Here is an 18,664-nt window from a genome sequence, read left to right on the forward strand (position 1 = left end):
TTGCAGGTAAAATTTCACTCATCTTCTTTAATATCTGACTCCGTTGTTCTTTTTCGATGAAAAAACTGTCCGATAAAATTCTTTATAAAAGCCATAATTGGACTTAACCATTCAGAAACCAATAACGGAATCAGCTTAGCCGGGCTAAGTAACATGGTTAATTCTAAGTATTTTAGTTGCAGTTTTTTCTCACTGAACTTTACCTGATAGTAAAGTTTCATTTTTTCTGCTTCAAAATCTTCAAAAGATTCAATATGTCGGTATTTATTATTGGTATTATTCGTCATAATCAATGTAATTTGGAAAGAATAATTGAATTACTGATTGAATCACTGGTTTTTCAACCATTTTCTTTCGAACAGCCATAAAGACAAGTCCTATTACTAAATAGAAAGCAGCAACAATAACAAAACCTAATCCTTCGCTGTTAAGTAATTTATTGAGCCAAAAGGCTATAGCTAAAGAACCAAATAACAGAACAAAAAAGAAAAGGTAGAATAATACCATTTTGATTAATAAACCTGAAAAAAAGCGGGAAATGCTTTCGGCTGAATGAAGTTTTATCAGGTCGATTTGGGCTTTGACGTATTCCTCAAAATCGTCTTTTGCCTCTTTTATTTCATCGCTCAGTTGTTCTTTCATAGATGTGTGTTGTAAGAAAGAACCCCGGAGTAATTCATATCCGGGATTCTTAGGTTAAAAGTGTACATAGTGATTTGACGGCTGAAAATTTAATTTGCTCCATGAGTTGGTTCCAATGTATTTTTGTATTCCTTAATTAAAGTTTCAATGCGGTTTTCAAGGTCATGCATTTTCTTTTTCATTTCATCCTTTAATTCACCGCCTTTTACTTTAATTTTGTTTCGTAGAGTTTCTAACTCAGCTTCCATTTCTTTCAGTTTTGTTTTTAACTGATCGCGAGTTTCAGAACCCTTTTGTGGAGCATAAAGTAACGCAATTGAGGCACCTAAAGCCGCTCCTGTAAATAAGCCTCCTAGAAATAATCCTGTATTTTTCATGGTGTTTAATATTTATGGATTAATAATGAATATAATATAATCATTCTTCCTGAGTATGTCAAACAAATTGATCCTTTAAAATAGCGCTTTAATGTAAAAATCAAACACGATAAATTGTACCTTTACGCACCATTAACCACTAAGTATCATTTAAAGTAATGAAACCAACCAGTAATATCATCGAGAAGAGTGAGAGAGAGCAAATTCTGAATTTGTATAAAGAGTTGTTACGGGCAACTTCTTCGTTCAGGCATACGCAGGATGCACGTTTAATACGTAAAGCATTAAATGTCCTTGTGAATGAAGAAAAACAATTAAGTAGAAATAATGCAAATGAACTATATCTGATAGAATCACTTGAAGTTGCTCTTCTTCTTGCCAAAGAAATTGGTTTGGGGCGTACAGCCGTTATATGTGCTTTGTTATATCAACCAGTTCTGCAAAAAGAGATTACAGAAGAGGAGGTAAGGAGTAATTTTGATGAACAAGTGGCAACCATTACAACGGGTATGGTTAAGGTTGCAGAATTGTATGCTAAAAACACTTCTATTCAAAATGAGAACTTCCGGAAGCTGATGTTGACTTTTGCTCAAGATATCAGGGTGGTCTTAATTATTCTGGCCGATCGCTTACGGTTAATGCGAAACCTTAATTTATATAGTCGCGAGGATCAGCAACGTATTAGTAGTGAAGTTGGGTATTTATATGCCCCAATGGCGCATCGTTTGGGCTTATATGCTGTTAAATCAGAGATGGAAGATTTAGTAATGAAGTTTACCAATCGTGAGATGTACAGCTTTATTGCTAAAAAACTAAATGAAACAAAACGAGATCGTGATCAATATATCTATTCATTTATAAAACCTTTAAAAGAAGAATTATCAGATTTAGGGCTGAAGTTTGAAATAAAAGGCCGTACGAAAACCATTCATTCTATCTGGAATAAGATTAAGAACCAGGAAACAGAATTTGAGCAGGTATTTGATTTATTTGCTATTCGCGTAATTCTGGATAGTGAACCCAAGAATGAAAAAGCAGAATGCTGGCAGGTTTATTCGGTTGTTACAGATAAGTATCAACCTAACCCAAGTCGTTTACGCGATTGGATATCAGTTCCTAAGTCAAATGGTTACGAGTCGTTGCATACAACTGTGCTGGGACCTGAAAATAAATGGGTGGAAGTGCAGATCAGAACGGAGCGAATGAATGAGGTGGCTGAGAAAGGACTGGCTGCGCACTGGAAGTACAAAGGGGTTAAAGGAGAAAAGGGTATGGATGAGTGGTTGGCCAATGTTCGTGAAATATTGGAAAACCCGGAATTGAATGCCATTGATTTTATTGAAGATTTTAAACTCGATTTATACGACGAAGAGGTATTTGTTTTTACTCCTAAAGGCGATTTACGTCGTTTGAAGAAAGGTGCAACTGTATTGGATTTTGCATTTGAGATTCACTCAGAAGTGGGTAAGAAATGTGTTGGGGGAAGAATTGGCAATAAAAATGTTCCTATTAAGCATGTTTTAAAGAATGGTGATCATGTTGAGATAATGACCAGCAGTACTCAGGAACCTAAAAAAGACTGGTTGAATATTGTGGTTACCTCTAAAGCAAAAAGCAAGCTGAAGCAGTCGCTGCGTGAGATGCAATATAAAGAGGCTGAGCTGGGCCGTGAAATGCTGATCCGCCGATTAAAGAACTGGAAGCATGAACTGACAGATCAGCTTTTGAATCAATTGGTGAAGTTCTTTGGCTTTAAAACCAATCACGATTTTATGCGTGCTATAGCCATGGAAGAGTTGGATTTAGTTCGCATCAAAGAGTTTCTTGAAAAAGAGGATAAGAAGGAGCAGGAAGATGATCGGGAACGAAGTGCAAAAAACTTTGTGGCTGAAGAAGAGGATTTGCCCGATGATGATGTGTTGATGATTGACCGTAACCTGACTAATGTAGATTATAAATTGGCTAAATGCTGTAATCCTATATTTGGTGATGATATCTTTGGTTTCGTGGCCTCATCCGGAGGAATTCGAATTCATCGTCATACCTGCCCAAATGCCTACGATATGAAAACCAAGTTTGGTTATCGGGTAGTAAGAGCAGAATGGACAAGCGCTGCAGATAGTGTTTATCAGGCAACACTTAAAATAATTGGAAATGATGATATTGGTATTGTAACAAATATTTCTCAGGTTATATCAAAAGAGCCTAAGGTTAAAATTCGTTCATTAGCCATCGATTCTCATGAAGGTACTTTTGAGGGTACATTAACCATTTTTGTGGATAATATCGAAAGTCTTAATCTTCTAGTTAAGAAGGTGAAGAATGTAAAAGGGGTGCATTCTGTATCAAGGATTGGTGCTTCATAGTGTACAAGCTTGATTTTTTCCTTCTAAAGGCTTACCTTTTATACAAAGTCTCTCTTAAGAGATGAATTTTGAATGTTTAAGGTCTAACCTATTAAATATGCCACAATGGAAGGAAAAATCATCACATTAGCTGTACTGTCTTTCGAAAGGGCTCATATTCTTAAGTCGCTTCTTGAATCGGAAGATATTGAATGCTTTCTTGAAAATGCAAACCTTATTCAGGGAGCCATTTCATCAGGTGTAAAAGTTAGAGTGCCTGAGGAGAGCCTTGAAGGAGCCTTGAAAGTATTGGAAAGTATGATGCAGGAAGAGTTTAAATTACCTGAACGCGAAAATGTTCCTCCACGTATCTTATTGCCGGTCGATTTTTCAGAATATTCAAAGAAGGCCGCTAAAATAGCTTTGGATTGGGCTGCTGTGCTGGGGGCTGAACTAACGATACTACATACTTATTTCAATCCAATATTAAGCACAATGCCTTTCTCCGATACTTTTGCCTATGAAATGAATCTGGAAGATTTAGCTTCTGATTTGGAAGATAAGGCTAGGGTTGGAATGAAAGAGATGCAGGAATGGTTAGATCAGGAAAATGAAAAGTTGGGTGATAAAAAACTAACCATTAAAACAGAGTTGGTTAAAGGTGTGGCTGAAGAAGAAATAATCAGCTACAGTAAGGTATATAAGCCATTGGTTATTGTAATGGGTACAAGAGGAAGAGATAAGAAAGTGGTGGATCTGATTGGTAGTGTTACGGCCGAAGTGGTGGAAAGAGCTAAAGTACCTGTTTTAGCAGTGCCCGAAAATTTTGAGTACAAAGGGATAGATCAGCTAAAGAATATTTTATATGCTACCGATTTTATGGATGGTGACTTCAAGGCAATTAAAATACTGGAAAAAATTGCAAAACCTTTGGAGATGAATGTTGTCTGTGGTCATGTTAGCTCAAAAGAAGATTTAAAATGGGACGATGTGAGGCTAAAAGGCTTAAAAGAGCATTTTAAAAAGATTTATGGCGAAAGCAAAGTAGATTGCGATTTAATTGAACATGAGGATTTATATATAGCTCTGGAAAGTTATGTGCAGGAAAAAAATATTGATGTCCTTTCATTTACAAGAAAAAGAAGAAGTCTGATAAGTAAATTATTCAATCCCAATATTGCCAAAAAAATGTTATTCCACTCTAATACATTGCTATTGGTTTTTAATGATTGATTTTATTATTTTTAGAGGCAAATTGATGCCGTATGAAGAGTTTAAGAGCCGGCGCAAAAACCGGCTTTTTATTTATTCTTATCATTTGGGGACTGCATACAGTTAAAGCACAATACAAAGTTGAAGGTCGAATCGTTGAGGTCGGTTCAGATTATGATGATGTATCTGTTGCAATAGAATGTAATGGCTCTAAGAAAGAGTTGAAATTAACTCCCATTGGCAATTTTGAGACTTATTTAGAAGCCAATAAAACCTATCTGTTTAATTTTTCTAAACCTGGATATGTTTCTAAGATCATAGAGTTTTCAACTATTATACCTGATGAAGTTCATTTCGAAACTATTCAGCCTTACTATCTCCCAGTTCGCCTCTTTAAAACATTTGAAGGAGTAGATACTGTGTTTTTTAATCAACCGGTTGCTAAAATAAAGTTTGATAAAACATTGTCAGATTTTGCCGATGATCGTGATTACTCTCTGAAAGTGAAGTATCGTATTGATAAAATGCGTCAAAAGAAAAAAAAGCCGGAGAAAAAAACAGTGGTTCGCAAAGATAAAAGAGATTATCCAAAACAAGAAATAGTGCTTGTTAAAAAAGAAGAGATAGTAAAGCAACCATCACAGACTATTGATAAGAAAGAAGAAAAGTCAACCATTGACTTACCGCCGTTAAAAGAGAGGTATCCACAAGGTAGAACCGATGAAATTTTTGAATTGGATGGTCGTACTGTTGAAAGAACTATCTTTATGACTGGAAATATTAGAAAAATATATTTAGCCGTTCATCACGACTGGGGAGGAGTATTCTACTTTATTGATCAGGCCGATTTAGGTTATCGGTGTATTTCTTTTGAGGCGTATGAAAATTTGTTAGCAACCCAAAGTTTAGATAAAAAGAATAAATGAAACACATTAGAGGATTTGCCAGTGACAACAATGCAAGTGTTCATCCAAAAATAATGGAGGCTTTGTTAAAGGCCAACGAAGGACATGCAATTGGTTATGGAGGTGATATAATAACAGAAAGAACACAACTATTATTTAAAAAGGTTTTCGGTGATGAGGTGGAAACCTTTTTTGTGTATAACGGAACAGGGGCTAATGTAATATCCATTCAGGCATTAACAAACTCGTTTAATGCCGTGGTGTGTGCCTGCACGGCTCATATTAATGTGGATGAATGTGGAGCTCCGGAGAAATTATCGGGTTGTAAATTGCTGCCTATTGAAACTAATAACGGAAAAGTTACGGTTGAGCAAATTAAACAATACATGCATGGTTTCGGGTTTGAACATCATGCACAACCAAAGTTAATTTCAATAACACAGGCTACTGAATTAGGCACTGTTTATACTATTGATGAGGTAAAAGAAATAGCTGATTATGTGCATGGCCTGGGACTGTATTTGCATATGGATGGAGCCCGTTTAGCAAATGCAGCGGCTGCCCTTAATTGCTCTATGGCTGATATTACATTCAAAGCAGGAGTGGATGTGCTTTCTTTTGGCGGAACTAAAAACGGTTTGATGTTTGGCGAAGCGGTAGTTTTTGCCAATGCTAAACTGGCCGAAAACGTTAAATACATTCGTAAACAAAGTACACAGCTGCATTCGAAGATGCGATATACTGCTGCTCAGTTCGAAGCTTTATTAACCGATGATTTGTGGCGGGAGAATGCATTGCATTCCAATAAAATGGCAAAAAAGCTGGAAGAAGGCATAAAACAACTCAAAAATGTTCAGCTGACTCAGCCTGTCGATTCAAATGGAATCTTTGCCATTGTACCCAACGATTCGATTGAAAAGCTGCAGCAGGAATATTTCTTTTATGTGTGGGACGAAAATCGCTCGGAAGTACGCTGGATGACTTCGTTTGATACGCAGGAAGAAGATATTGAAGGGTTTTTAGAAGTGTTGAAGAGAGAAGTGGGTTAGAAAAAGCTACTGGCTTCTGGCTGTTAGCCTTTAAAAAATGCAATAAGGAATGGTTCTCTATCGCTATTATGCAAATAAAGAATCGTTCCTTTTTTGTTAATAGCTATTAGCTTTTTCCTAGCCAAATTGTCATTAAAACATCCCATTTCTTGCCATTCTGGCTTATCTTTATGTTTGGTTTAATAATTGATCAGTTACGGAAAGCTATTCATACTAAAATCAAACATATGACCAAACCATCAGATATAGAACTGAAGAAACTAAAGACGGCTTTGGTTATTCCACTATTCTTTCTGATCATCACCTTTAGCTTAAAACTGATTGAAACTCTCGAAGGCTTTAGCTTTGTGGAGTGGGGCGTAAGGCCACTTTCTCTCGAAGGTTTACCTGGTATATTATTGGCTCCGTTGATTCATTCCGATTGGGATCACTTTTTTGCCAATGCAGTTCCGCTGTTTGTTTTGGGGGTGTCACTGTTTTATTTCTATCGTGGAATTTCTGTTAAGGTGTTTATTTATATCTATCTGATGACGGGCTTATGGGTATGGATGGGAGCGCGCGATGCATGGCACATTGGCGCCAGCGGAGTGATTTACGGTTTGGCAGCTTTTCTATTTGCCAGTGGCTTTTTACGACGTTACATTCCTTTAATGGCTATTTCGTTGATGGTTGTGTTTTTGTATGGCAGCATGATATGGGGTATCTTTCCATTACAAATGAATGTACCTTACTCGTGGGAGTCGCACTTATGGGGATCGGTTGCTGGAGCGGCTTTAGCAGTTATTTATCGTAAGCAGGGACCGCAGCGAGTTATTAAAGAATGGCCCGAAGAGGAATATGAATATCCGTTTTGGGAAGTGGAAGAGAAAAATAAGGAATTGGATTCATGATAAGGTTGACTGGGAACGGTTATTTATTTACGAGATGTAAATAAACAACCGTTCCTTAGTAACTCTGAATGGAGATCATCGGATGAAATAATTATTTAATAGATAAGGCACCTTATAATTTGCTTCAATCAAAATCTTTTTTGCATCTTTACACGGCTTTTAAAAACGGAATGATAAACCGATCAAACATAGAAATAAATTATCTGAGGCTGCTAAGCGTTACCATGATGCTTACAGCTGCATACGTGACCGATGCCGAAGGGCAGGAGAGTCGCACGCAGGCATTTTATGATGTTCGGGAAATCATACTAGATCAGATTCATCAGATCAATCCATCTTCGGTTGAAGAAGGTATTGAGTGGGAGATGGCTTTGGAGGTTACTTCTAATCTGAATCAAACATCCGTTTTATATCAATTGCCCGAGGTACAAAACTTCATCCTTGAGGTATTATCAGTAAAGAAAAAATTACCGACAAATCAATTGATTACAGCTTCTGTTTGTTATGCACAGCAGCAAGTTTGTTATCAACCAATTGAATTTAAAGATGTAAATCATCATTCTCAACTTTTGGTATACGATGCAATTCGTCCTGTACGTGCAGGCCCTGGTGCATAACTTCCTTTGTGCTCAAGCTATGTTTGAGCGCCATATGATTCATTATTTTATTTCAAAAAACAATTAAATACTATACAAATGGCAATAGCTAAGTTTCTGTCTAAGATTATGGGTAATAAGTCAGACAGAGATATGAAAGAAGTGGCACCGATTGTGAAGCAAATCAAAGAGGTGTATCCACAAATTGAGAAGTTAACTCATGATGAGTTACGTCAGAAATCACAAGAACTGAAAGCTCAGATTCAAGGCGCTATCAAAGCTGATGAAGATAAAATAGCTGATTACAAGAAACAGATTGAAGAAGGAAAGATTGCTGTTTCGGAGCGCGAAAAAATATATAACGAAATTGATAAGATAGAGAAGGATATCTTAGTGAAGTTGGAAGATGCCTTAAAAGAAGCCTTGCCAACCGCCTTTTCTATTGTAAAAGATACAGCTCGTCGTTTAAAAGAAAACGAGACCATTGAAGTAACAGCCAACGATTTCGACCGCGATTTGGCTGCCAGTAAAGATTTTGTTGAGATTAACGGCGATAAAGCTACTTATTTTAACTCATGGCTGGCAGGAGGTAACGAAATCACCTGGGACATGGTGCACTACGATGTGCAGCTAATTGGTGGTGTGGTATTGCATAACGGTAAAATTGCTGAGATGGCAACGGGTGAAGGTAAAACATTGGTGGCTACGTTGCCTGTGTTCCTGAATGCATTAGCAGGCCGTGGTGTACATGTGGTAACCGTTAACGACTACCTGGCAAAACGTGACTCGGAGTGGATGGGTCCTATCTATCAATTCCACGGTTTATCGGTTGATTGCATCGATAAGCACCGTCCGAATTCATCAGAGCGTCGTGCAGCTTACAAGGCAGATATCACCTTTGGTACCAACAACGAGTTTGGTTTCGATTATTTGCGCGATAACATGGCAATCTCGCCTGATGATTTGGTACAGCGCGTGCATCATTATGCCATTGTCGATGAGGTTGACTCGGTACTGATTGATGATGCCCGTACTCCGCTGATTATCTCAGGTCCTGTGCCTAAGGGTGATGATCAGTTGTTTGGAGAGTTAAAACCAAGAATTGAGCAGGTTGTAGATGCTCAAAAGAAACTGGTTACGCATGTTTTAGCTGAGGCTAAGCAAAAACTGAAATCATCAGACAAAAAAGAGGTTGAAGAAGGCTCGTTACTATTATTACGTGCTTTCAAAGGATTGCCTAAGAATAAGGCTATAATCAAGTTTTTGAGTGAGCAGGGTATCAAGGCTGGTATGCTGAAAACCGAAAATTACTATATGCAGGAGAACAATAAAAACATGCATATAGTAACCGATCCTTTATTTTTTGTTATTGATGAGAAAAACAATTCGATAGAGCTTACGGAAAAAGGTCTGGATATGATTACCGGTTCATCCGAAGATCCTGAATTCTTTGTATTGCCGGATGTAGGTTCAGATATTGCAGCGTTAGAAAAATCAGATCTTCCTGAGGAAGAAAAAACGACTAAAAAGGATGAGATTCTTCAGAACTTCTCCATTAAGTCGGAACGTGTTCATACCATCAACCAGTTGTTAAAAGCCTATACTTTATTCGAAAAAGATGTAGAGTATGTTGTGATGGACAGCAAGGTAAAAATTGTGGATGAGCAAACAGGTCGTATTATGGAAGGTCGTCGTTACTCTGATGGCTTACACCAGGCTATCGAAGCTAAAGAGCGTGTAACGGTTGAGGCGGCAACACAAACCTATGCAACCATCACTTTACAGAACTACTTCCGTATGTATCACAAGCTGTCGGGTATGACAGGTACTGCAGAAACGGAAGCAGGCGAGCTTTGGGACATCTACGAATTGGATGTGGTGGTAATTCCTACCAATCGTCCTATTCAACGTGATGACCGTGAAGATATTGTTTACAAAACAAAACGTGAAAAATACAATGCCGTAATTGAAGAAGTTGTTAAGTTAGTTAACGACGGACGTCCGGTATTGGTGGGTACCACATCGGTTGAGATTTCGGAGTTGTTAAGCCGTGCCTTAAAGATGCGTGGTATTAAGCACAATGTACTGAATGCGAAAATGCACCAGCGTGAGGCTGAAATCGTGGCTGATGCAGGTCAGGCAGGTATTGTAACCATTGCCACCAACATGGCCGGTCGTGGTACCGATATCAAATTAACCAAAGAAGTAAAAGATGCAGGCGGTTTGGCCATTGTGGGTACCGAGCGTCACGAATCTCGTCGTGTCGATCGTCAGTTGCGTGGTCGTGCCGGTCGTCAGGGAGATCCGGGTTCTTCACAATTCTTTGTTTCGTTGGAAGATGATTTGATGCGTTTATTCGGATCAGACCGAATTGTAAAATATATGGACCGTCTTGGTTTGGAAGATGGCGAGATGATTCAGCATAGCATGATCACCAAATCAATCGAGCGTGCTCAGAAGAAAGTGGAAGAAAACAACTTTGGTATTCGTAAGCGATTATTGGAGTATGATGATGTGATGAACTCGCAACGTGAAGTTATCTACACTAAACGTAAACACGCTTTATATGGTGAGCGTATACAGGTTGATATTTCAAATATGATGTTAGATACTTGTGCTGATATCGTTGCAGAATATCACGAGAACGGTGATTACGAAGGAATGAAGATGGAAATGCTTCGTGTATTCTCTGCTCAGCCACCATTTTCAGAAGAAGACTTCCTGAAAGGAAAAACAGATGATTTGTCGGATGAACTTTTTAATAAGATGTGGGATGCTTACATGCGTAAGAGCGAAATGATTGCCAAGCAGGCTCATCCAGTAATCAAAGATGTTTACGAGACAAAATCAGAAATGTATAAAAACATTGTGGTGCCAATCAGTGATGGACAAAAAGTTTATCAGATTACCACAAATCTGAAAAAGGCTTACGAAACAGAATCAAAAGAACTGGTTCGCTCATTCGAAAAAGCATCTATGTTGGTAACTATCGATGATGCCTGGAAAGAGCATTTACGTGAGTTGGATGATTTGCGCACGGCTGTACAAAACGCCAGCTACGAGCAAAAAGATCCGTTATTGATTTATAAGTTCGAATCGTTTAACCTGTTTAAGGCAATGATTGGGCGTAATAATAAATCGGTTGTTTCGTTATTGGCTAAAGGACATATTCCTATTCAGAATGCCGATGGTGTTCACGAAGCGCAGGAGCGCAAGCGTCAGGATTATAGTAAAATGCAAACTCGTAAAGACGAATTCTCACGCGGAGGCGGAGGAAACGGTCAGGGAGCACCTAAGAAACCTGAGAAGATTGAACCTGTTAGAGTTGAGAAGAAGGTGGGACGTAATGAGCCTTGCCCATGCGGAAGTGGTAAGAAATACAAACAGTGTCACGGTAAAAACGAAGCGTAAAATTAGTATCAGGATAAAAGACATATGTATCAAGATCTCACAAAGATGGTCTTGATACTAAAATCTTTATACTTGATACTAAAATCTTGAAAATATAAATATGATACTAAACTATATTCATTGGAACGTTGATCCTGAGATTTTCAGCTTGGGTTTTTTACATGTGCGATATTACGGTTTGTGTTTTGCCATTGCATTTATGTTGGGCTATTACATACTGGAAAAGATGTTTAAGTCGGAGAATATCAATGAAGACTGGTTAGAGAAGCTTTTTATGTATGTGGTAATTGCTACCATTGTAGGTGCACGACTGGGACATGTTTTTTTCTACGGTTGGGATTACTATTCGCAGAATTTAGGCGATATTATCAAAATCTGGGAAGGAGGTTTAGCCAGCCATGGTGGAGCCATAGGTATTTTGGTTGCTTTGTATTTTTATTCAAAGAAAGTTACCAAGAAAAGCATGATCTGGACGTTGGATCGTTTGGTTATACCAGTTGCACTGGCAGCCATGTTTATTCGCCTGGGTAACCTGATGAACTCTGAGATCTATGGTCATGCAACGGATGTTCCGTGGGCCTTTCAGTTTATAACCAATATGCATGCATGGACAAATGGAGCGGAACCAATTTATTCTGCGCCATCACATCCTACGCAGATTTATGAGGCACTTTGCTATCTGGCCACCTTTGTAATTGTATTCTTTACCTATTGGAAAACAAAAGCAAAAGAAAAGCAAGGCTTGATTTTCGGTATCTTTTTGATAGGCATCTTTGCATCACGTTTCTTTATTGAGTTTGTAAAGAACAATCAAGAAGAATTTGAACAAGATATGGCCTTAAATATGGGGCAGTGGTTAAGTATTCCGTTTGTATTAGCGGGAGTTTACTTTATCTATAATGCAGTAAAGAAAAAATAAACTAAGATATATTGTTTTTACTTTAGGGCCGGGGTTGTAATGACTTCGGCTTTTTTATGTTTTCGATGAGTTGCAATAATGTTAATTGTAATTCACTAATTATTAATCTTACCTAATGAAAAGAAATGTTGTTCTACCATTATTATGGTTCTTTATTTGTTTGAGCTCTGTTGCTCAAAATGATTGGAAAAAAGGATTTGTTCTCCTATCCGAAACAGATACACTTAATGGTTTTCTTGAAAACTGGAATAGTAAGTTAGATACGCGGAAGTGCTATTTTAGGAGTGATGAAAATTCAGAAGCTCAACAATTTCATCCCGATGAAATTTATGGGTATCGTTATCAAAATGGCAAATACTATGTTTCAAAACAAATAGAAGCTATTAATCCGGATAAACCAGTATTTGTTGAATATCTTACTGAAAGTAAGGTGAGTTTGTATTATTATAAAGATCATTTAAACAGATATTTTATCGAAAAAGAGGGTGTTTTTTATGAGTTGAAAAATACTACCAGAACATATAGGGATTCATTTGATGTAACTTATCAGGTTGATGCGAAAGAATATATTGGAATATTACGGTATTTATTTAGAGATGCCAATATGGAATCGGAAATAAATAATACCCGATTAACCTCTAAATCGCTAACCAATTTGGTTAAACAATACCATGATATAGCTTGTAACGATGAAGTTTGTATTATCTACAAAAAGGCTCCTAATAAAGCAAAAGTAAGATGGGCTGCTATGGTTGGTGGCGAAATAAATAAACTTGATTTTGGAGGATATACCAAAACCGATAATCAACTTAGTTATAGTGCCGGAATCAAATTAATAATTGAAAATGTATTTGCCACTACCGATAACTTCTTTCTGGAAGCAGACTTACAATATCAAAAACTATCATCTTACAATATAAGCAAAGCAACAGATAGGAATATTCAACTTCATTATCATGATGTTTTTTATATGCTAAGCGACCAAAATTCAATTATTAATAATCAGGTAAAAGAGTTGAATGTAGATATGGGTGCTCATATGCTTAAATTACCATTGCTGGCCAACTATTATTTATCAAAAGGAGCGGTTAAACCCTATATCAGCGCTGGATTATCAATGGTGTATGTTGTTTCTCAAAACAAAGATTTTAAACTAAATGAGTTTTATCAAGCGTTTGATCAATCTATTCCTTCTTTTCAGTTAGGCCCTATTGTAAAAATTGGATGTTCTATTCCAATTAGTAATAAATACTTGATTCTTGAGATGCAATATGAACAAACAAAATCAAGCAATATTAATGAGGTATTAAGGTTTGGTAGAGATGGTTTCGCTTTAAATGTAGCCTATACTTTTAATTGAATTTTAGATTAAGATCTTCATATTCTTTTGGTCGGAGTTATAATGACTTCGGCCATTTTTTGTATTTTAGCATCTCAAGTCAATCAAAACACAGCTTCCTACTCCGCATCGTTGAAAGATCCTTAATCGGAACCTTAAGTATTACATATATAAAATAGTTTAAAATGAAGAAAACAGGGATTGGTTTATTCCTTGTGGCATTATTGGCAAGCTGTGGTGTTTCCAATAAAGCCGACAAGAAATTACCGCGCGTAGCTATTGCCGGATTGGCAATTGAATCAAGTACCTTTTCACCGGCACAGTCCGATGTAAAAGCTTTTAGAACGCGACGAGGCGAAGATATTTATTCGTATTATCCGTTTATGGATGCAGATTCGGCAACACGTAAACGAGCTGAGTATTTTCCAACATTGCGCGGGCATGCTATTCCGGGTGGTATTGTTACGCGCGAAACGTATGATACATTGGTAAACGAAACACTAACGCTTCTTAAGCAGAATCTTCCTTATGATGGACTTTTCTTTGATATACATGGAGCCATGAGTGTGGTTGGTCTGGATGATCCGGAAGGTGATTTTATTGAAAAAGTCCGAGAAGTGGTAGGATACGATTGTATTATTTCTACTTCGATGGATTTACATGGAAATGTATCTTGGCGATTAGCAGAAAATACCGATTTAATGACGTGTTATCGTATGGCGCCCCACGAAGATGCATTGGAATCGAAGAAAAGAGCCTTGGTACATCTATTGGATCGTTTGGAAAGTGGAAAAGGTAAGCCGGCTTACAAAGCATGGATACCTGTACCCATCTTATTACCTGGAGAGAAAACAAGTACACGAATTGAACCAGGTAAAAGTTTGTATGCTAAAGTTCCATCTATTGCTGATCAGGATTGTGTTATTGACGCTGCTATCTGGGTAGGATATGCCTGGGCTGATGAGCCTCGGAATCGTGCTTATGTGATGGTTACGGGCGATGATAAGCAAAAAGTAAGCGAGGGAGCTGAGTTTTTAGCCAAAGCATTTTGGGATGTGCGTGATCAGTTTGAGTTTGTGGCACCTGTTGCAACTTTAGAAGAAAGTTTGGATATGGCTGTAAAAAGTCAAAAGAAACCGTTCGTCATAAGTGATACTGGTGATAATCCAACAGCCGGTGGAGCAGGGGATGTAACCTGGACATTAACGGAAATATTAAAACGGCCCGAATTTAAAAAAGCAAATGGACCTCACTTGATTTATGCTTCCATTCCCGGACCTGACTTTGTTGCTAAAGCGCTTAAAATTGGAGAAGGTGGAAAGATTGATGCTGTAGCCGGAGCTAAAGTGGATAGTCGTTATGCACCGCCGGTGCGATTAAAAGGAACCATTAAAAAGATTGTTGAAGGCGATAAAAATGCCGATGTAGAAGTGGTTGTTCGTGTAGGTAGTGTTGATGTTATTGTAACAGGTCGACGTAAACCCTATCATTACGAAAAAGACTTTACTAACCTGGGATTGTATCCACGCGAAGCAGATATTGTGGTTGTTAAAATTGGGTATTTAGTGCCGGAATTATACAATATGCGTGGCGATTGGATTATGGCCTTAACACCCGGTGGTGTGGATCAGGATCTAGAACGTTTGGGGCACAAGCGTATTCATCGTCCAATGTATCCGTTGGATAAAGATATGGATGATCCGGATTTAAGTGCACAGCTAGTGCCTGTTTCGGGTTCTGAGAAATAAAATATTCATGGTAGGGAACGGTTCTGTATTGGTATCTTGCAAATAAAGAACCGTTCCTTAATACTGCCTAATATTAAACTTCTTTCTTTAATCGTTGTTGGGTTAAAAATATCTATTTTTGCACCCTCAAAATTACACATGCAATCACTTAGGCAATTAAATCAAACAGAACGAAAGGCTTTTAAATACCATATTTTCTACAGTATAATGGAAGGTGTGGCGAATGGAGCATTGGTGCTTAACGAGTTTATCTTTATTAAGTCATTACAAGGTTCAAACGTTCAGCTTGCCTTTCTGTTTCAATTTAGCATGGTAGTGTTTTTGTTTGCCATGTTGGCCAACGAGGTGATGCGCCGTTACTCGAATCGGAAAAAATTCTTGCGTATTTCGGGTATCATAACACGTTTACCTTTGGTTGGATTTGCTTTGTTTCCGAATGTAACTGGCGAAGGGCTGGCACCAGTTTATCATTACCTGTTTTTAGGGGTGTTTTTGTTGTTTTATACATCAAAAATTACCGTTATCCCATCTATCAATCAATATTTAAAGGGTAATTATCAACACGATAATTTTGGGAAATTGTTTGGGTATGCCACAACGGTTAATAAAATAGCTATCATGATATCTACTTTTATTACCGGATTACTACTTGATATCGATCCTAACTCATATAAATGGTTTTATCCCTTGGTGGGAATATTTGGTGTTATTTCCGTTTTTCAGCTCACCAAAATGGATTTTATTCAGAAGTTTGAAGCCCCAACCAAACCTCTATGGTCGGCGGTAGGTGATTCTTTTATCAGAATCTGGAGGATATTAAAGCTCAACAAGCCTTTTCGTCATATGGAATATGGATTTCTGATGTATGGCTTTGCCTGGATGAGCACACATGCGGTAATCACCATTTTTTATAAGGATGCACTCGATTTGAATTACTCATCGGTGGCTTTTTACAACAATGCATTTAATCTGATAGCCATTATGTTTTTGCCATTGTTTGGAAAGTTGATAGGTTCGCGCGATCCCCGTCGTTTTGCAATTATCACATTTGGTGCTTTAATGTTGTTTATCTTTTTTACTGGTCTTACAGAGCATGTTCAGGTACATACTGAGATACTGGGAGTGAAAATCTATTATGTACTTCTGTTAGCTGTTTTCTTCAATGGTATATTTATGGGAAGTATGCCCATACTTTGGGGTATAGGCAGTAGTTATTTTTGTCAACCTGATGAAGCTGCCGATTATCAATCGGTGCACTTATTTTTAACCGGATTGAGAGCTGCAGCAGCTCCTATTATCGGAATCCAACTCTACGAATGGTTTGGATTTGGCACAGCGTTTGCTTTCGGAGTCGTGTTCCTGATGGTGGCAATAGTGTTTATGATTTATTCTGAACGTTTTTTTCCAAGAAAGCAGGAGCAATAAAATTTAACGGGGGAGTTTAATATTTCATCCCTTTGCTTTAACTTGAGGATAAAACGTTAAAAATGAAGAAAGTTCTGTTAGTGGGTCTAATAGCCAGTGCTATCTTATCCAGTTGCTCGCTGGTAAAGTTCAATATGGAAAATGCTGCTACTCCCTTAGAAGCTGAGGATTTAAATGCCCGTATGGCTGTACGGTCATTCTACAAAGACTTTTCGGGTAAGGTTATTCAAATAGCTGATTCTATTTATCAGTCAACCGACGATTTGAATTTGAAAACCAAAACAATCTATTGGAAGAGCGGATCAACATCTGCCTGTTCGCGTGCTGCCTATCAAACAGATGTGGAAGTTGCGCTGGTTGAAACCTGGCTTGTGGCGCGTCAAATGAATCATTTCTTCGAGAATGAAGGAAAAGACTATTTTGATAAATATACCTATATGGCATCAGAGATAAGTGAAGAGCTGGTGTGGAAGATTGAGAAGTTAGCGCAAGGAACCCGCGAGAAAGAAAACTTTAATCAGCTTAAAGACTTTGTAGAGAATTACGAATTTTATCCTATTACCGAAAAGTGGAATTTTGAACGCCATGATGTACGTCCTGATTTAATTGCTCATCTGGATGTTCCGGATTCACTCTACACAAAAACGGTTGGTACAAGTGCAGAAGTAATGAATGATCTTACTGATCGTTTGGGAATATATAATGAGCAAATCTCGTCGCAGTTAGAATGGCAAAAACAACTTTTGCTTACCACTATGGAAGATTCGGCATTAATAACACCTTATGTGGCTCGTATTGATAGCATGGCCGCTACCATGCGCAGTTTAGCTGTAATAATGAAAGAATCGCCCGAAATGCTTAGTATGATAGCTGTTCGCTTAAGGGAAGAATTGGAGCCGATGGCCAATGACTTTACTTATGGTATGCAAAATAGCATTGTTCAGTTGTCTAAGGAGCGTGATGAATTGCAAAGGTACCTGGCTGAACAGCGTGTTTTATTAAAGGCAGATTTAGAAGAGTCAGGACAGGTTCTCATCAAAGAAACAACAGACAACTTAATCAGACTGATAAAAAGTATTTCGTGGGTAATTATAATTCTAGTGGTTGTATTAACTGCTATTTTCTTTGGTTTGCCTTTTGCTTTAGGATTTCTGCTGGGCAAATGGCGTGTTCAGAAGAAACTCTCAAAAGACTAAATAAAAAACCGCCAGAATGGGGATCTGGCGGCATCTTTCCAAACGGGTTAATCACAATTTTAACCTGATTAAGAATTGTGAATTAGGGAGTTGTTTAACTAATGAATCATAAGCTTAAACTACCATAAAGAAAAAGAGATTTCTTTAATTTTATATTAGTATAAATACCTACATAGGATTTGATTCTCTTGTTAATCGGTGGAAAAAATTACTCAATTGTTAATTCTTCTCGCTCAGTATTCTACTATTTTGTATTGTAAGTGGTTATTTACTATTTGGTAGTGGTCAGGTAACTAGTTGTTTAGGGAGTAGGTTGATGAATTGGCATATTTTCTGTTGACGTCAAAATGAATTATTTACCAGACAAGGATGAGAGGAAAAATTTTCAATGAAGAATTGATCTTTTTAAAAGAGAAAGAATTGGCCGATAAGCACTTTTTTATCTTTCAGAACAGAAATGGAGAATTAAGAGCTGTTGAAAAGGATAAGTTTACAATTTCGGAATTAAACCCAGGAGCTACTGTTACTGCAGTCATTCATCATAAAGGATGCGCAGGGAGAGAGATACAAGAATTTATTAAAAATTAAAAAGCAACTTGCATTAAAGTTA

At 37.6% G+C, this 18,664-nt stretch carries 16 protein-coding genes; 13 read left to right on the plus strand and 3 right to left on the minus strand.

Annotation, left to right across the window (positions count from 1 at the left end; genetic code table 11):
* Nucleotides 1-14: 14 nt before the first annotated feature.
* From KEM10_RS03755 to KEM10_RS03765, 3 genes are all read right to left on the minus strand, one after another.
* Nucleotides 15-287 carry a hypothetical protein gene (locus KEM10_RS03755; RefSeq protein WP_212213708.1) on the minus strand — a complete coding sequence of 91 codons (273 nt, stop codon included), beginning with the start codon at nt 285-287 and terminating at the stop codon, nt 15-17.
* The gene (locus KEM10_RS03760) at nt 277-642 is read right to left on the minus strand and encodes a phage holin family protein (RefSeq protein WP_212213710.1); all 366 of its coding nucleotides are present in this window, start codon (nt 640-642) and stop codon (nt 277-279) included. The genes KEM10_RS03755 and KEM10_RS03760 overlap by 11 nt, the downstream gene beginning before the upstream one ends.
* Before the next feature lie 89 nt (nt 643-731).
* Complete coding sequence (locus KEM10_RS03765; RefSeq protein WP_212213712.1) at nt 732-1,019, minus strand: YtxH domain-containing protein; 288 nt, start codon at nt 1,017-1,019, stop codon at nt 732-734.
* Between the two features lie 158 nt (nt 1,020-1,177).
* On the opposite strand from KEM10_RS03765, the gene KEM10_RS03770 reads away from it, so the two are divergent.
* From KEM10_RS03770 to KEM10_RS03830, 13 genes are all read left to right on the plus strand, one after another.
* Nucleotides 1,178-3,385: a RelA/SpoT family protein gene (locus KEM10_RS03770; RefSeq protein WP_212213714.1), complete on the plus strand. Its 2,208-nt coding sequence runs from the start codon at nt 1,178-1,180 to the stop codon at nt 3,383-3,385.
* A 105-nt stretch (nt 3,386-3,490) separates the two neighbouring features.
* Complete coding sequence (locus KEM10_RS03775) at nt 3,491-4,597, plus strand: universal stress protein (RefSeq protein WP_212213715.1); 1,107 nt, start codon at nt 3,491-3,493, stop codon at nt 4,595-4,597.
* A 32-nt stretch (nt 4,598-4,629) separates the two neighbouring features.
* Nucleotides 4,630-5,502 (plus strand): hypothetical protein, encoded by an 873-nt coding sequence (locus KEM10_RS03780; protein WP_212213717.1) that lies wholly within the window; start codon nt 4,630-4,632, stop codon nt 5,500-5,502.
* Entirely contained in the window at nt 5,499-6,530 is a 1,032-nt protein-coding gene (locus tag KEM10_RS03785; RefSeq protein WP_244825541.1) for a threonine aldolase family protein, read from the plus strand. The genes KEM10_RS03780 and KEM10_RS03785 overlap by 4 nt, the downstream gene beginning before the upstream one ends.
* A gap of 227 nt (nt 6,531-6,757) precedes the next feature.
* A complete protein-coding gene (locus tag KEM10_RS03790; RefSeq protein ID WP_212213718.1) occupies nt 6,758-7,420 on the plus strand; it encodes a rhomboid family intramembrane serine protease in 663 nt (220 codons plus the stop codon).
* Between the two features lie 170 nt (nt 7,421-7,590).
* Nucleotides 7,591-8,037 (plus strand): hypothetical protein, encoded by a 447-nt coding sequence (locus KEM10_RS03795; RefSeq protein WP_212213719.1) that lies wholly within the window; start codon nt 7,591-7,593, stop codon nt 8,035-8,037.
* Nucleotides 8,038-8,115: 78 nt separating this feature from the next.
* Complete coding sequence (gene secA / locus KEM10_RS03800) at nt 8,116-11,427, plus strand: preprotein translocase subunit SecA (protein WP_212213720.1); 3,312 nt, start codon at nt 8,116-8,118, stop codon at nt 11,425-11,427.
* A gap of 100 nt (nt 11,428-11,527) precedes the next feature.
* Nucleotides 11,528-12,346 (plus strand): prolipoprotein diacylglyceryl transferase, encoded by an 819-nt coding sequence (lgt, locus tag KEM10_RS03805; protein WP_212213721.1) that lies wholly within the window; start codon nt 11,528-11,530, stop codon nt 12,344-12,346.
* Between the two features lie 115 nt (nt 12,347-12,461).
* Nucleotides 12,462-13,706, plus strand: a complete 1,245-nt coding sequence (locus tag KEM10_RS03810; RefSeq protein WP_212213722.1) for a hypothetical protein — start codon at nt 12,462-12,464, stop codon at nt 13,704-13,706.
* A 164-nt stretch (nt 13,707-13,870) separates the two neighbouring features.
* Nucleotides 13,871-15,433 (plus strand): M81 family metallopeptidase, encoded by a 1,563-nt coding sequence (locus KEM10_RS03815; protein WP_212213723.1) that lies wholly within the window; start codon nt 13,871-13,873, stop codon nt 15,431-15,433.
* 138 nt (nt 15,434-15,571) lie between these two features.
* Nucleotides 15,572-16,858 (plus strand): MFS transporter, encoded by a 1,287-nt coding sequence (locus tag KEM10_RS03820; protein WP_212213725.1) that lies wholly within the window; start codon nt 15,572-15,574, stop codon nt 16,856-16,858.
* Between the two features lie 62 nt (nt 16,859-16,920).
* Nucleotides 16,921-18,054 (plus strand): hypothetical protein, encoded by a 1,134-nt coding sequence (locus KEM10_RS03825; protein ID WP_212213726.1) that lies wholly within the window; start codon nt 16,921-16,923, stop codon nt 18,052-18,054.
* Nucleotides 18,055-18,423: 369 nt separating this feature from the next.
* A complete protein-coding gene (locus tag KEM10_RS03830; protein WP_212213728.1) occupies nt 18,424-18,642 on the plus strand; it encodes a hypothetical protein in 219 nt (72 codons plus the stop codon).
* The last annotated feature ends 22 nt before the right edge of the window (nt 18,643-18,664 follow it).

Origin of the sequence: Carboxylicivirga linearis (assembly GCF_018271995.1) — a bacterium.
GTDB classification, from domain to species: Bacteria; Bacteroidota; Bacteroidia; order Bacteroidales; family Marinilabiliaceae; genus Carboxylicivirga; species Carboxylicivirga linearis.